Here is a 13,475-nt window from a genome sequence, read left to right as displayed (position 1 = left end):
TTGTGATGAGTGCCAGGGGCCTTCAGGGACTAGGCAGACCCCTGAAGACCGAACTGACGGGTTTTTGGTGGTAAGGTTACGTGCTCGGGAGCACCTGCAGGATGAGCGAGAGGTCTGGTTCTCCGTACTCCCCTGCGAGCGGCCCAGTGAGGGCGATCCCGGTGACACAGTCCTCGAACACTTCCTCCACGCGGAAGGTATGCTCGGGGACGTCATCGAAGGCGGCAATCACAACGATGCAGCCGGAGGTGAGGGGGAGGACATTCTTGTGCTCTGTCATTTTGCCGACCTCGCGAACAAGAGATCCGGCAAGAGAAAGCCCAGCACCAGTCCCGGTGGGAGAGGGAACGGCACAGGCTTCAGAACGTCAGGCAGGCCCGCCAAAACAACAAGTGCACCTGCCAGTACCTGAGGGACAGACAAAACGACCCGGGTCTTCTGGTACAAAACCAGTCCCAGGCCAAGACGAAGGGCACCGCCCGCACAGGCGAGCAGTGTGAGTGAGGTAAACATAAGAGGTCTCCATGATGGGTTGTTACCATCATAGATGCTCAAAAATCCTCAGTTTTTGAGTGACGAAGGTCAGGCAAAAATAGCCAACTAGACTAGGGTCAGGACCCATTGATTTCCCTGGGATGGCGTGATTCACGGTCCGAAAAACGAGCGGTGAACATGTCTGATCTGTTTTGGCTGACCGACGCCCAGATGGCGCGTCTTGAGCCCTTCTTTCCGAAGTCCCACGGCAAGCCACGCGTCGATGACCGACGTGTGCTGAGTGGGATTATCTTCATCAATCGCAATGGCTTGCGGTGGCGGGATGCCCCCACCGCCTACGGTCCGCACAAAACGCTCTACAACCGTTGGAAACGATGGAGCGACAAGGGTATCTTCGCGCGAATGATGGCCGGTCTGTCTGCCGAGCACGGCGAGACGAAGACCGTGATGATCGACGCGACGTACCTCAAGGCCCACCGAACAGCGACCAGCTTGGGCGTGAAAAAGGGGGGCGTGGACGCCTGATTGGTCGGACGAAGGGCGGCATGAACACCAAATTGCACGCTATCTGCGACAGCCAGGGCCGACCGCTGAACCTCTTCGTGACGGCTGGGCAAGTCAGCGACTACATTGGCGCACGGGCATTGTTGAGCAGCTTGCCGGATGTTGATTGGCTGCTTGGTGACCGTGGCTATGACGCCGACTGGTTCCGGGAAGCGTTGAAAGACAAAGGGATACGCGCCTGCATCCCTGGCCGCAAACAGCGCAAGACCACCGTGAAGTATGACAAGCGCCGCTACAAACGGCGCAACCGGATCGAGATCATGTTTGGCAGGCTCAAGGACTGGCGCCGGGTGGCAACCCGCTACGACAGATGCCCGAAGGTCTTCCTCTCAGCAATCGCCCTCGCAGCGATCGTCATTTACTGGCTATGAGTCCTGACCCTAGCGTTCCCCTTGTCCGCGGAGCGAAGTGACTGCTCGCTCTTCTGCTCTGCCCCCTCCTGGTCGGTTGTCCCCATGCGTTGACCGGGAGGGGCACATACCCTCACCAGACCTTCTGCATGTGCTCGCGCATGACCTCGATGGCATAGCCTGAGCCGTAGTTGGCTGCGATGGTATTGCTGCTATGGCCGAGGATTGCCGTGGAGATTGCTTCTGGGCAGCCTGTGTTCCTCAGGCGGTCCTTCATCCGGTGCCGTAGAGAGTGGATGGTGATCCTCTTGTCCGAGATGACAGTCCTCAGCCGCTTCATCAGCATGGCAGAGGCCTTATCATTGCCACGAGGTTGAGCGTAGGTCTCGAAGATGGGGGCCCCTTGGGTGAGCCCAACCATGGCCTCCCGCAAGCACTCTGTGGCTCTGGGAGACAGAGGGATACTCCGGGTAGAGGTTTTGGTCTTGAGCCTTCGGACCCCATTGGGTCGGATGTGGAGGACCTCAGCCTCCAAATCCACATCCTCGACCACCAGTCCGGTGATCTCTGACAGCCGCGCTCCTGTGTCGGTCAGCACAGTGAGAAGGACTGTGGCGGTCTTGTTGCTGGCATAGGCGGGCCAGAGCTTTGCTAGTTGCTCCTCAGTGACGGGGAGGCGATCGGTGTTGCTCGTCCCTGCCCCTTTGATCGGCAAGGCTTGCAGCACGTTACGGATATCGAGGTCATACTCGAGGATCGCATGATTGATGGCCGCCTTCAGCGTGCCCACGTTCCGCTTTACCGAGTTGGGTGACATCCGCGCCAACAGGAGGTCTCGGTAGCTGTTCATATCAGCGCGGGTGATGTCCTTCAGCTCCGTCCACTCGAAGCGGTTCTTCCCCAGACACAGGATCAGGTCTTTGCGGAGGCGATCAATCCGGGTGCGCAACCCATCATCTGCCTCCTCAGCTTTGTAGGCATAGTAGGTGTCCAGTACCCGCTTGAGGCTCATAGGGGGTGCTTTCGAGGCACCTGCGGTCAGTTGCTGCGTAACACCCTTAGGGACTGCGCCTCTCGTGTCCTCTGCCAGCTCTTGGAAGTCATCGAAGACGTCCCACTCCGGATCCACCACGCCCTCAGTGAACATCGCCTCATGACGCTCGCCGAAGCGTTCCCTCACAATGGCCCGGGCCCTGTCCTCGTCACTGGTCCCCCGCTCTCGATCGAACAAGGCCTCGATCTCAGCATGGACTTTCGGAAGCGCCAGCATCGCCTCCTGATAGGTTCGGCCCAGTTGCCTATAGACCGTTGCCTTTGGAATGACCGTTCTCAGCTCCAGTGGCACATTCCGCTTGTACCGGAACGTCCCATTTGCGCGCTTGAACACATACCGGGGTAATCTGGGGGCCACTGTCTCTTCCATGGGTGTTACTGTTCCGCCCACCATGCCCCAAGGCAAGCGGAATCGACCGTCCGAACCTGACGAAAGCGGCCCCAAAACTGACAGAGTGGTCCTGAAAGCGGTCCCGAAACTGGTCCCGTAAAAGCAGTAAACCCCAGATTACATTGATAATTATCAGAAAATCTGGGGAAAACTGGTGCCGCTGAAGGGACTCGAACCCCCGACCCCATCATTACGAATGACGTGCTCTACCAGCTGAGCTACAGCGGCGCTGGGGCGGCTATTAGCACTGCTGTGCCGCCCCGAAAAGTGTTATTTTTGAACCTCGACTGAGGAAATGTCCTCAGCTTCGATTTCATCTTCCACCTCAGGTGACGGCGCAGCCCCCACGATAAGAGGTAGCATCTCATTGCCAACGGGCATTGCAACTTCTGCCTTGGCGGGTGCTTTCCACGATAGGGTATCGAACGATCCGCAGCTTTGGCAGACAGGCTCCCACTCGGCATGAATGCTCTGACATTTGTCGCAGATCCATTGCGGACCGCGTGGTGCGACGAGGGCTTTTGTCAGCCAACCACGAACCACTTGATCCTCAGCCCCAGACCCACGTTCAATCGCCGCCATGAGCGTGAGAACACGTGCGGTTGGCACGTCTTCGGGCAAGGTGCCCAGTGCGCGACGGGCCGCAGGGAAATCCTCGGCTGCGATCTGCAATTCTGCGAGAAGCATCTGCGTCTCGGGGTCGGTCGGGTTCACTTTTGTCAGCGCATTAAAGCGTTTCAGGCGCTGCGCGGGTGTTTCATCAGGCATGATCTCGGCAAAAGCAGCAGCGAGATCAGGATGCGGTTTCGCGGTCCAAGCCTTTGTCAAAACACGCGCAGCAAGCTTTGGTTTGCCTTTGGCGATATGCGCACGAGCGGCCATGACTGCCGCAGGGATCAAATCGGGCGACTGTTTATTGGCAGCTATTGCAGCTTCTTGAACGTCAATAGAAGACTCTTCATTGATGAGGTCTTTGGCCTCGGACAGAGCCAAGACCGCATCACGGCGACGCAGCACATCTTTGGGCAGACCACCCGACTTCGCCTTAGCGGCCAGAGTCGCACGTGCGCCCGTCCAGTCACCGCTATCGGCCTGCAATTTCAGGAGAGTGTCCTGAGTGGCCTCGTGCTTGGGTTTCAGTTCAAAGGCTTTCTGCGCGAGCTTCAGCGCTGTTTCAGTGTCACCTGCCGCAAGTTTCTGCTGCATCAATCCTCGAATGCCGACAAACCGTGTACGGTCTTCGGTCAGAAGGAGCTTGTAGGCGGCTTCAGCCTTCTTCTGATCGCCTGCAACCTCTGCGGCTTGGGCAATCAAGAGGGTCGTCAATTCAGGCTTATCGAGCAGCTTTTCAGCCTTGGCTGCTTTGGCCAATGCGAGATGACCTTCGCCAGAGGCAACAGCCATCATGCCTTCGGTCAGAGCTTGATACCCACGCTCCACACGGTTGCGGGTGAAGTAGCGCGATACAGCCGTTTCATCACCGTTTAGGAACTTGAGGAACGCCACCAACATGCCCAACAGCTTGAACATGACCCAAGTGAGTACGACCATGCCGACGAGAGCGAACGCAAGTTCAAGTGGGCCGAGCCTCATTTCCAAACCAGCAAAGGTGATCAGCACCTCGCCCTGGATTTGTGACAATTCCATTGCACCGTAGGTCAGTGCGGTTACGCCCAACACGAAGGCAAGGATCTTAATTAGGGACCAAAGCATCATCGGGGCCTCACTGGTTCATCGTTACAACTAGGTCATCAAGCGCGGCAAAGGCGGCGAGCCGCGTTTCTGCCAATTCGCGCCACGCAGCGGTTTGTGCCGCTGCTTGTTCGGGTAGACCATCAAGTTCTGCAATCGCGTCTGCAACACGTCCATCGCGGACGGCGGCTTCGGCACGGGACAGGATAGCGTCCACATCTGTGCCCTCACGCGGGGCCACAGAACGCACGTTGAACAGGTTGCTCATGAACCCGCCCACTGTTCCGCCAGTTTCGCCAGCCACGCCAGCGCGGCGGGCCGCATCGAGTGAGGCGCGAGCTGCGGCGGGGAAATCATCCTGCAATGTGACCAAGGTCGCGACGCCCTCTGCGGCGGGGGCTGCAAGTCCAGCTGGGATAGAGACACCAAGCACAGCCTCAAGATCAGGAAGCGCATCGGCAAAGGGTGTGCCTGCCTCCAACGCGGTTTGAACACGTGCAATCGCAACACGTTGCATCGCTGATTTTTCGGCCTCTGCAGCGGCGGCCTCATCGGCGGCGGCGGCATCGCGGGCTTGTTGCAACTGATCAGCCGTTGCAGAGGCAATAGATTGAATGCGCGCCTCTTGGTCCGCCAATTCTGCACGCAGCGCGTCAGATTGAGCCTGAACAGATTGTGTAATCGACGCGACCGTGGCTTCACCGCCGAGCGGGAGCGCCTCTACAGCAGCAATCCGCGTATCGATCGCATCCAATTTGGTTGCGATTTCAGCAATTGAGTCCGTCAAATCACGTTGAACAGCATCCGTACGAGCGCCAACCGTGCTGTCGATCATCGCTTCTGGGTCAAAAGCCTGCAGGGTCTCAATCGACCTCCGTAACTCAGCGATCTCTGCCGATTGGGCGTCAATCGCAGCGGGGTCAACTTTGGGCAGAGTATACCACGCCGCGCCATAGCCGATGCCACCAGCGATCAAACCGCCAAGCACAGCGCCCAAGAACCCACCCTTACGGGCCTTTTCGGGCTGCGCGGCTACATCTGGCGTTTCGGGCTTTTCTTCTTCGACAAAGGGGTGATCGTCATCTGACGGCTCTTCGGTCAGAGATTCATCATCTTCTGGCGTGTCGTCCTCGACGACTTCGGCATCTTCGATGTCATCGGTTTGTTCAATCGCCTGCTGGTCTTCATCAAGTTTCTCACCACTAGTGGCGTCACCTTCTGGTTCGACTTTCGGCTTTTCTTCCTCTGACACTGACGAATCCTCGCAACCCATTAAAATTCAAGTCCAACCTATGCCCTGCCGCATCGCGCCTCAAGCACGACCACGCCGCAAAAGGCGGTCCAGACGGCGACAGGTCGCCGCAAGCATGGCCTCAAAATTAGGGTTTTCAGCAATTGTAACAGTATCGGCACCAAGGTCGGCCACTTCAGCAGCAACAGCACAGCTCATGGCGATGACATGCACAGGGGCCTGATGAACCGCTGGAATAAGCAGTGCGCTACGCGGCGAAAATAAGGGCAAAACAATCGGATCAGTTCCTTGGAGAGCCTGAAGCGCGGCCTTTGTGGGCGGAATATCGCGCTGATCGTAGGCTATCACTTCTTTGCAGACGTGGCCCTGCGCAATGAGCCGCGCAGCGACCTGCCCCCGCGAATGGACCCCCCGAATGTGACAGAGCGTTCCAGTGCATTGTGACTGGATCAGTTCGACCAAGTCGTCTGCATTTCCATCGGCAGAAATAGGCTCTAATCCGGCCTCAAACGCGATTTTTGCCGTTCTTTGACCGACGCACCACGCCCGCGTTCCAGCTTTGACACCCAGCCGTTTCGCCTCTGCCGCCCCATTCGCCGAAGTTAGGATCACCTCATCATAGGACGGCACTTCAACAGGCAGTGAAACCACCTCTATCACAGGGGAAATGACCGCCTTTACAGGGCCAAACTTCGCCTCGACCGCAGCTAAAAACCGCTCGGAGTCGGCTTGGGGGCGAGTGAGAACAAGAATGGTCATAGCGGCTCCGGCATTGTTCAGGCGCGTGCAGAGTGATACCTGCCATTAACATCTAACCAACAGGACCACATGACAAAAGCCCTGACCATACTTGGCATCGAAAGCAGTTGTGATGACACAGCCGCCGCTGTCGTGCGTTTGGACGATACCGCGACCGTCCTCGCGTCGGTGGTGAAGGGTCAGAATGACCTGCATGCGGACTTTGGCGGCGTGGTGCCTGAAATTGCTGCCCGCGCCCATGCTGAGCGCGTCGATATTTGCGTCGAAGAGGCCTTGGCCGAAGCGGGCATGACGTTAAGCGACATCAACGGCATCGCTGTTACCTCTGGGCCTGGATTGATCGGGGGCGTTCTGTCTGGCGTGATGTGCGCCAAAGGTATTGCGACCGCGACAGGCTTGCCAATTGTCAGTGTGAACCATCTAGCAGGTCATGCATTGACCCCCCGCCTGACCGATGCGGTGACATTTCCCTATTTGATGCTGCTGGTTTCAGGTGGGCACTGCCAGTTCCTGATCGCGGAAGGGCCCGAAACGTTCCGTCGGATCGGTGGAACAATCGACGATGCACCGGGGGAAGCGTTCGACAAAACGGCTCGTCTCTTGGGACTGCCACAACCGGGCGGTCCTCATGTGGAACGAGCTGCGCAGACAGGTGATGCAAAGGCGTTTGCCCTGCCGCGCCCTCTATTGGATCGTGCTGGCTGCGACATGTCGTTCTCGGGGCTCAAGACCGCACTTCTGCGCACACGCGATGCCGTAGTTACGGAAAAAGGTGGGTTAACGGAAAAAGACCGTTCCGATCTATCTGCAGCGTTCCAATTGGCAGTCTCAGATATTTTGACCGAGAAAACGCGCCGCGCCTTGACTGAGTATTTTGGACTTCAGCCTGAAAAACGCGTTTTTGCAATTGCTGGCGGCGTGGCTGCTAACGGGCCAATCAGGGCCGCACTTATGGCGCTTTGTGCCGAATTAGAGACTGATTTTGTCGCGCCTCCATTGAACCTTTGCACTGATAACGCGGCCATGATCGCCTATGCAGGCGGTGTTCGACTACTCGCAGGTCAGAGCGATGACATGACGTTTAAGGCCCGCCCAAGATGGCCACTAGACGACCGTGCCCCCGCCCTTTTAGGCTCTGGCAAAAAGGGAGCGAAAGCATGACCATCGCAGTAGCAGGCGCAGGCGCATTCGGCACAGCACTGGCGGTTGCCTTGGGGAAAAAAGCGCCCGTTCACCTGTGGGCACGCGACACCGCGATGGTAGAGGCGATGCGTACGACCCGCACGACCCCCCGTCTACCCAATGTGATCTTGCCTGAAAATATCGATGTTTCCGCCGATTTAGAGACTGTTTTTCTGGCCGACACTATCTTACTCGCCGTTCCTGCCCAACAGATCAGCGCGTTTCTATCGACCCATACAGATCGCCTTGCTGGCAAAACCATCGTGTCCTGCGCCAAAGGGATCGACCTGACTACGCTCAAAGGCACGGCATCGTCGATCTCCGAACTGATCCCAAGCGCTACAGCTGCGATCCTCACTGGACCCAGCTTTGCCGCTGACATTGCGAAGGGGCTGCCGACTGCGCTGACCTTGGCCTGCGCGGATGACGGCGTAGGCACGCAGCTTCAAGCCGACCTGTCGACCAAAACTTTGCGGCTCTATCGCACGACAGATGTGATCGGCGCCGAACTCGGCGGATCGTTGAAAAACGTAATGGCAATTGCCTGTGGCGCCTGCATCGGTGAAGGCATGGGGGACAGCGCGCGCGCGGCTCTCATGACGCGCGGTATGGCAGAAATGATGCGTCTTTCCATCGCGATGGGTGGCCAATCTGAAACTCTGATGGGGCTGTCTGGCTTTGGGGACCTTGTTTTGACCTGCACGTCCGAACAGTCGCGCAATTATCGCTACGGCCTCGCTCTAGGTCGTATGGAAGGGTTCGATCTGTCGATCACCGTAGAGGGCCTCGCAACCACTCATGCCGTTGCAAAACTCGCACGCGAAAAGGGCATCGAGATGCCGATCGTCACCATGTTATCTGGATTGCTGGATGGAAAATCCAGCATAACAGAAGCCATTCAAGGGTTGCTGTCGCGCCCGCTCAAGGAGGAATAAAATGCGTTTTGCAATCATCACCAAAGACAAAGACGGTGCGCTTCAACTTCGCCTGAACAACCGCGAGGCTCACCTTGCCTACATCAAGGAAACTGGTGTGGTCGAAATGGCTGGTCCGTTCCTGAATCAAGCGGGCGAGATGCATGGGTCGATGATTATCCTCGACGTGGCGGATTTTGCCGCGGCGCAGGCTTGGGCAGACAATGATCCCTACGCCAAAGCAGGACTGTTCGAAAAAGTTCGTATCGAAGAATGGAAAAAGGTGATCGGCTGATGGCCTATTGGCTGTTCAAGTCTGAACCGGATGTTTTTGGCTGGGACCACCTCGTCGCCAAAGGGGACGCGGGCGAAGAATGGAACGGCGTTCGAAACTACCAGGCCCGCAACAATATGCGGGCTATGGCGATTGGCGACAAAGGGTTCTTTTACCATTCTCGCCAAGGATTAGAGATAGTCGGCATCCTAGAGGTCTGCGCCACATCACACCCTGACAGCACCGCCGACGATCCCAAGTGGGATTGCGTCGACGTGAAAGCTGTCACTCCATTCCCGTGTCCAGTGACGCTCGACCAGATCAAGGCCACGGCGGAATTGGCGGACATGGTGCTGGTTAAGAACTCTCGTCTCTCTGTCCAACCCGTGACAGAGGCCGAATGGCAGCTGATCTGCACGATGGGCGGCATTTAAACGGGATCAGGGTCCAGCCACATAACATTGGCTAGACCCCTTTCTCACCCGCGCTCCCACACGCTGGAAAAGGTCGGCCATTCTGGCTGTTTGACCTATCCTACGTGCAAAAAGGGCCTCTCCTCAAAGGAAAAGCCCTTAGCATTTTCGTCAATCCGTAAGGATTAGCCGTAAACAGCTTCTTTGCCGAAGTGTTTCACCAACATGTAGTAAACTACGGCGCGGTATTTGTTACGCTCTGACTTGCCGTAGGTTTCGATGACGGCATTCAGACCTTCACCCAGCTCTGGTCCGTCTTTAAGGCCAAGCTTTTTGATCAGGAAGTTCTTTTTCACGGTGTCCAGCTCGGACTCTTGCGAGGCCGCAACGGTGCTTGCGTCAGCGTCGTAAATCGACGGACCACAGCCGATAGTGACCTTTTTCAGCAAGTCCATATCCGGTGTCATGCCACATTTGTTCTTAAGATCGTCGGCATATTTGGCGATCAGGTCGTCCCGTTTACCCATTCTGGTGCCCCCTCGTTTGTTTTGCACGCGGGCCAAATTAATAAATACAGCCCTAGGATGAGCAAAGCCTATGCCCGCTGCCGTGTAACGGTAAAGCAAAATCCACCCATAAATCGCGATGCCTGCGAAAAATCGCATGTTTTGTGTTGCACTCTGACACCACCAAAACCGCAAACGAAAACCGCCGCCCCATTGGGACGGCGGTCGAATTCGCAAACCTACCGATGATTAGTAGCGGTAGTGCTCTGGTTTGAACGGACCTTCAACGGTGACGCCGATGTAGTCTGCCTGCTCTTTCGAGAGGGTCGTCAGCTTCACGCCAATACGATCGAGGTGCAGGCGCGCAACTTTCTCGTCGAGGTGCTTCGGCAGGATGTAAACACCCGGCTGGTATTCATCACCTTTGGTCCAAAGTTCGATCTGAGCCAGAACTTGGTTGGTGAAGGATGCGGACATCACGAACGACGGGTGACCAGTTGCGTTACCTAGGTTCAACAGACGGCCTTCGGAGAGAAGGATGATCTTGTTGCCAGACGGCATCTCGATCATGTCGACCTGATCCTTAATGTTCGTCCATTTATGGTTCCGCAGGCTCGCTACCTGAATTTCGTTGTCGAAGTGACCGATGTTGCCAACGATCGCCATGTTCTTCATCTCGCGCATGTGCTCGATGCGGATCACGTCTTTGTTGCCAGTGGTGGTGATAAAGATGTCAGCCGAAGACACCACGTCTTCAAGCAGAACAACCTCAAAGCCGTCCATCGCAGCTTGCAGTGCGCAAATCGGATCAGCTTCAGTCACTTTGACGCGCGCGCCAGCGCCTGCGAGGGACGCAGCAGAACCTTTGCCAACGTCGCCGTAGCCACAAACAACAGCCACTTTACCGGCCATCATCACGTCAGTTGCGCGGCGGATGCCATCAACGAGCGATTCTTTACAGCCGTATTTATTATCGAACTTCGACTTGGTCACAGAATCGTTCACGTTGATTGCAGGGAACGGAAGCTGGCCTTTTTTGTGTAGGTCGTAGAGACGGTGAACGCCTGTGGTGGTCTCTTCCGATACACCTTGGATCGCTTCTTTGGTCTTGGTGAACCAACCCGGGCTTGCCTTCATGCGCTTTTGGATCTGCGCTTTGATCACGGCTTCTTCTTCGGACTGCGGTACTGGAATGATGTCTTCGCCAGCCTCAGCACGAGCGCCAAGCAAAACGTAGAGGGTCGCGTCGCCACCATCGTCGAGGATCATGTTCGCGCCTTCAGGGAACATAAAGGATTTGTCGAGATAATCCCAATGTTCTTCAAGGGTTTGACCCTTCACTGCGAAGACCGGAATGCCAGCTTCAGCAATGGCTGCTGCGGCGTGGTCTTGGGTCGAAAAGATGTTACACGATGCCCAACGCACGTCTGCACCAAGAGCGACCAGCGTCTCAATCAGTACCGCTGTCTGAATGGTCATATGGAGCGAACCAACGATGCGTGCACCCTTGAGCGGCTTCGATTCACCGAACTCTGCGCGGCACGCCATCAGACCCGGCATTTCGGTTTCTGCAATATTCAATTCTTTGCGGCCGAATGCTGCAAGTGAGATGTCCTTGACGACGTAATCCATGGCGAAACGCCCTTTCCAATACAATTGTTGCGGGTCAGATAGCACTGTAGACCTACTACGACAACTTCGACGGACTGGAAAAATCATGGCAGCGAAACAACCCCGCGCATGGCAGCGTATGTTGTCAGGTCGGCGGCTCGATCTTTTGGACCCGACCCCGATGGATATCGAGGTCGAAGACATTGCCCACGGGTTAGCATTTGTTGCACGCTGGAACGGGCAAACAATCGGCGACTACGCCTATTCGGTCGCAGAACATTCGCTGCTGGTCGAAGAGATTTTCAGCCGTGATAACCCAGGTATTGCGACCAAATGGAAGCTAGCGGCATTGCTACATGACGCGCCTGAATACGTGATCGGCGACATGATCAGCCCTGTTAAAGCAGCGGTCGGTCCGAATTACGGCGAACTCGATGAACGACTGACTGCGGCCATCCACATTCGGTTTGGGCTGCCCGCAAAATTACCCACTGAGATAAAGAAGCGGATCAAGGAAGCGGACAAAGTCAGCGCGTGGTTGGAAGCGACCCAGATTGCGGGATTTTCGGCGAGCGAGGCGGACAAGCTCTTTGGAAAGCTCGACAAACAATTGGTTGCTAAATTGGGCATCCGTTTGCGTCCCCCAGTCGAGGTTCGCAAGGATTTCACCGCGCGTCACGCGGCCTTGCTTGCTGAGATGTAACCCTTACTTCGGGCTACGCTTTGCCAGAATACGCTGAAGCGTCCGACGGTGCATATTCAGACGCCGTGCCGTTTCGGACACGTTGCGATCACACAGTTCGTAGACCCGCTGGATATGTTCCCAACGCACGCGATCCGCGCTCATTGGGTTTTCAGGCGGCGGCGGTAGCTCATCACCCTTTTGCAGCAAAGCGTTGACGATGTCGTTGGCGTCGGCGGGCTTGGACAAATAGTCCGTTGCGCCGATTTTCACTGCAGCCACAGCCGTTGCAATCGCACCATATCCTGTAAGAACGACGATACGGCTGTCTGGACGGCGCTCGCGCAGCGTTTCAACAACGTCCAGACCGTTCCCATCTTCGAGCCTTAGATCGACGACCGCATAGGCACTCGGTCGAGCGGTCGCGATTGCCTTACCAGCAACGACCGACCCAGCGGTTTCCACAGAAAACCCACGTTTCTCCATAGCCTTGGCGAGCCGTTTCAAAAACGGTTCGTCATCATCCACCAAGAGCAGCGTTCTGTCTTCGCCCAGATCAATGGGTTCATTATCCATTAGGTCCGCCTCATATATCGCGCTCTCAACAGGTAGCGGGCAGAGGCCCCAAGGTCAATTCGCACCAACCATTTCGATCAGGCACTCCATCCTTTGCGCCACGTTTTCTGGAGTGTCGTTGTGACCGAAAACGTCAATCACACCATAGCCTGGGATGTTGAAATAGGACTGAACAGAGTGATCAACGAGGTAATACTCAGGATCACCATTAGCCTCTTTCTGGTAATAGGTCCGATAGGCTTTGGAGGCTGCATCGGTCTGTTCGGGCGTCCCTGTGAGGCCAATCATACGGTCGTGGAAGTTATAGGCGAATTCGCCCACGCGCTCTGGAGTGTCCCGCTCAGGGTCGATGGAAATAAAGACTGGCGTGACAGAAATCCCTTTTTCATCAAGGATCTGAACCGCCTGAGAATTGCGCATGTTATCGAGCGGGCAAACATCTGGGCAGAAGGTGTAGCCGAAATACAAAACGGTCGGGCCCGTGATGACATCAGTATCGGTGACGGTCACACCGTCCTTGTTCACCAGTTCGAACGGACCGCCGATCGAGCTGCCAGCGACTGCTGTTGCACCACATTGAGCGAAATCCTGATCAGGTGCGTTCAATTTCACCACGGCAAAGGTACCACCAATAAACAACGCGGCGACTGATACAGCAGCTAGAGCAATTTTCTTTTCCATCGAACTCTCCTTTGGTCGCGCATTGATTGCCGCTGCGGGTCCAAATAACAATAGTTCAGCATGACGCAGATTGGACGAAA

At 56.2% G+C, this 13,475-nt stretch carries 16 protein-coding genes and 1 tRNA gene; 6 read left to right on the top strand and 11 right to left on the bottom strand.

The genetic code is table 11. From position 1 onward, the window contains the following. Positions 1–76 precede the first annotated feature (76 nt). Both BSK21_RS14375 and BSK21_RS14370 read right to left on the bottom strand, forming a co-directional pair. The gene (locus tag BSK21_RS14375) at positions 77–280 is read right to left on the bottom strand and encodes a hypothetical protein (RefSeq protein WP_067548603.1); all 204 of its coding nucleotides are present in this window, start codon (positions 278–280) and stop codon (positions 77–79) included. Beyond that, positions 277–513: a hypothetical protein gene (locus BSK21_RS14370; RefSeq protein ID WP_067548607.1), complete on the bottom strand. Its 237-nt coding sequence runs from the start codon at positions 511–513 to the stop codon at positions 277–279. The genes BSK21_RS14375 and BSK21_RS14370 overlap by 4 nt, the downstream gene beginning before the upstream one ends. Positions 514–672: 159 nt before the next feature. On the opposite strand from BSK21_RS14370, the gene BSK21_RS14360 reads away from it, so the two are divergent. Further along, positions 673–1,430 (top strand): IS5 family transposase gene (locus tag BSK21_RS14360; RefSeq protein WP_156529556.1). Its coding sequence is split into 2 segments (ribosomal slippage): positions 673–994 and positions 994–1,430, totalling 759 coding nucleotides; the frame shifts between segments, so codons are not numbered across the junction. A gap of 112 nt (positions 1,431–1,542) precedes the next feature. On the opposite strand, the gene BSK21_RS14355 is transcribed toward BSK21_RS14360, so the two are convergent. The 5 genes from BSK21_RS14355 to BSK21_RS14335 form a co-directional block, all read right to left on the bottom strand. Then, positions 1,543–2,832 (bottom strand): tyrosine-type recombinase/integrase, encoded by a 1,290-nt coding sequence (locus BSK21_RS14355; protein ID WP_074039049.1) that lies wholly within the window; start codon positions 2,830–2,832, stop codon positions 1,543–1,545. A 173-nt stretch (positions 2,833–3,005) separates the two neighbouring features. Then, positions 3,006–3,081: transfer RNA gene (locus tag BSK21_RS14350), tRNA-Thr, on the bottom strand. A gap of 42 nt (positions 3,082–3,123) precedes the next feature. Further along, positions 3,124–4,566 carry a heme biosynthesis protein HemY gene (locus BSK21_RS14345; RefSeq protein WP_067552312.1) on the bottom strand — a complete coding sequence of 481 codons (1,443 nt, stop codon included), beginning with the start codon at positions 4,564–4,566 and terminating at the stop codon, positions 3,124–3,126. A 10-nt stretch (positions 4,567–4,576) separates the two neighbouring features. Beyond that, positions 4,577–5,797 (bottom strand): COG4223 family protein, encoded by a 1,221-nt coding sequence (locus BSK21_RS14340; RefSeq protein ID WP_156529623.1) that lies wholly within the window; start codon positions 5,795–5,797, stop codon positions 4,577–4,579. Between the two features lie 60 nt (positions 5,798–5,857). After that, positions 5,858–6,556, bottom strand: a complete 699-nt coding sequence (locus tag BSK21_RS14335) for a uroporphyrinogen-III synthase (RefSeq protein ID WP_067552320.1) — start codon at positions 6,554–6,556, stop codon at positions 5,858–5,860. A gap of 69 nt (positions 6,557–6,625) precedes the next feature. On the opposite strand from BSK21_RS14335, the gene tsaD reads away from it, so the two are divergent. From tsaD to BSK21_RS14315, 4 genes are read left to right on the top strand one after another with little or no spacing between them, the layout of a single operon-like run. Then, a complete protein-coding gene (gene tsaD, locus BSK21_RS14330) occupies positions 6,626–7,717 on the top strand; it encodes a tRNA (adenosine(37)-N6)-threonylcarbamoyltransferase complex transferase subunit TsaD (protein ID WP_067552321.1) in 1,092 nt (363 codons plus the stop codon). After that, a complete protein-coding gene (locus BSK21_RS14325) occupies positions 7,714–8,673 on the top strand; it encodes an NAD(P)H-dependent glycerol-3-phosphate dehydrogenase (protein WP_067552324.1) in 960 nt (319 codons plus the stop codon). The genes tsaD and BSK21_RS14325 overlap by 4 nt, the downstream gene beginning before the upstream one ends. Before the next feature lies 1 nt (position 8,674). Beyond that, the gene (locus tag BSK21_RS14320) at positions 8,675–8,947 is read left to right on the top strand and encodes a YciI family protein (RefSeq protein ID WP_067552327.1); all 273 of its coding nucleotides are present in this window, start codon (positions 8,675–8,677) and stop codon (positions 8,945–8,947) included. Beyond that, the gene (locus BSK21_RS14315; protein WP_067552330.1) at positions 8,947–9,360 is read left to right on the top strand and encodes an EVE domain-containing protein; all 414 of its coding nucleotides are present in this window, start codon (positions 8,947–8,949) and stop codon (positions 9,358–9,360) included. Before BSK21_RS14320 ends, BSK21_RS14315 begins: the two co-directional genes overlap by 1 nt. A gap of 164 nt (positions 9,361–9,524) precedes the next feature. Here the strand turns inward: BSK21_RS14315 and BSK21_RS14310 are convergent, their stop codons facing one another. Together BSK21_RS14310 and ahcY are read right to left on the bottom strand one after the other, a co-directional pair. After that, a complete protein-coding gene (locus BSK21_RS14310; protein ID WP_067552333.1) occupies positions 9,525–9,866 on the bottom strand; it encodes a DUF2853 family protein in 342 nt (113 codons plus the stop codon). A gap of 228 nt (positions 9,867–10,094) precedes the next feature. Further along, positions 10,095–11,477: an adenosylhomocysteinase gene (gene ahcY / locus BSK21_RS14305; protein ID WP_067552336.1), complete on the bottom strand. Its 1,383-nt coding sequence runs from the start codon at positions 11,475–11,477 to the stop codon at positions 10,095–10,097. Between the two features lie 85 nt (positions 11,478–11,562). Here ahcY and BSK21_RS14300 point away from each other — a divergent pair, with 85 nt between their 5' ends. Next, positions 11,563–12,159: an HD family hydrolase gene (locus BSK21_RS14300; protein ID WP_067552339.1), complete on the top strand. Its 597-nt coding sequence runs from the start codon at positions 11,563–11,565 to the stop codon at positions 12,157–12,159. A 3-nt stretch (positions 12,160–12,162) separates the two neighbouring features. Here BSK21_RS14300 and BSK21_RS14295 read toward each other — a convergent pair whose 3' ends face one another. Together BSK21_RS14295 and BSK21_RS14290 are read right to left on the bottom strand one after the other, a co-directional pair. Beyond that, the gene (locus BSK21_RS14295) at positions 12,163–12,714 is read right to left on the bottom strand and encodes an ActR/PrrA/RegA family redox response regulator transcription factor (protein WP_067552343.1); all 552 of its coding nucleotides are present in this window, start codon (positions 12,712–12,714) and stop codon (positions 12,163–12,165) included. Between the two features lie 54 nt (positions 12,715–12,768). After that, positions 12,769–13,395, bottom strand: a complete 627-nt coding sequence (locus BSK21_RS14290) for an SCO family protein (protein ID WP_067552346.1) — start codon at positions 13,393–13,395, stop codon at positions 12,769–12,771. Between the last annotated feature and the right edge of the window lie 80 nt (positions 13,396–13,475).

It is taken from the genome of Marivivens sp. JLT3646 (assembly GCF_001908835.1).
Classification (GTDB): domain Bacteria; phylum Pseudomonadota; class Alphaproteobacteria; order Rhodobacterales; family Rhodobacteraceae; genus Marivivens; species Marivivens geojensis.
Note: the sequence above shows the minus strand (reverse complement) of the source record. Positions and strands in the feature narration are given on the sequence as shown.

Bases quoted from the DNA above. Each gene is read 5' to 3' on its own strand.
- BSK21_RS14375 (WP_067548603.1), bottom strand. From the start codon at position 280: ATGACAGAGCACAAGAATGTCCTCCCCCTCACCTCCGGCTGCATCGTT.
- BSK21_RS14370 (WP_067548607.1), bottom strand. From the start codon at position 513: ATGTTTACCTCACTCACACTGCTCGCCTGTGCGGGCGGTGCCCTTCGT.
- BSK21_RS14355 (WP_074039049.1), bottom strand. From the start codon at position 2,832: ATGGAAGAGACAGTGGCCCCCAGATTACCCCGGTATGTGTTCAAGCGC.
- BSK21_RS14345 (WP_067552312.1), bottom strand. From the start codon at position 4,566: ATGCTTTGGTCCCTAATTAAGATCCTTGCCTTCGTGTTGGGCGTAACC.
- BSK21_RS14335 (WP_067552320.1), bottom strand. From the start codon at position 6,556: ATGACCATTCTTGTTCTCACTCGCCCCCAAGCCGACTCCGAGCGGTTT.
- tsaD (WP_067552321.1), top strand. From the start codon at position 6,626: ATGACAAAAGCCCTGACCATACTTGGCATCGAAAGCAGTTGTGATGAC.
- BSK21_RS14325 (WP_067552324.1), top strand. From the start codon at position 7,714: ATGACCATCGCAGTAGCAGGCGCAGGCGCATTCGGCACAGCACTGGCG.
- BSK21_RS14320 (WP_067552327.1), top strand. From the start codon at position 8,675: ATGCGTTTTGCAATCATCACCAAAGACAAAGACGGTGCGCTTCAACTT.
- BSK21_RS14315 (WP_067552330.1), top strand. From the start codon at position 8,947: ATGGCCTATTGGCTGTTCAAGTCTGAACCGGATGTTTTTGGCTGGGAC.
- BSK21_RS14310 (WP_067552333.1), bottom strand. From the start codon at position 9,866: ATGGGTAAACGGGACGACCTGATCGCCAAATATGCCGACGATCTTAAG.
- ahcY (WP_067552336.1), bottom strand. From the start codon at position 11,477: ATGGATTACGTCGTCAAGGACATCTCACTTGCAGCATTCGGCCGCAAA.
- BSK21_RS14300 (WP_067552339.1), top strand. From the start codon at position 11,563: ATGGCAGCGAAACAACCCCGCGCATGGCAGCGTATGTTGTCAGGTCGG.
- BSK21_RS14295 (WP_067552343.1), bottom strand. From the start codon at position 12,714: ATGGATAATGAACCCATTGATCTGGGCGAAGACAGAACGCTGCTCTTG.
- BSK21_RS14290 (WP_067552346.1), bottom strand. From the start codon at position 13,395: ATGGAAAAGAAAATTGCTCTAGCTGCTGTATCAGTCGCCGCGTTGTTT.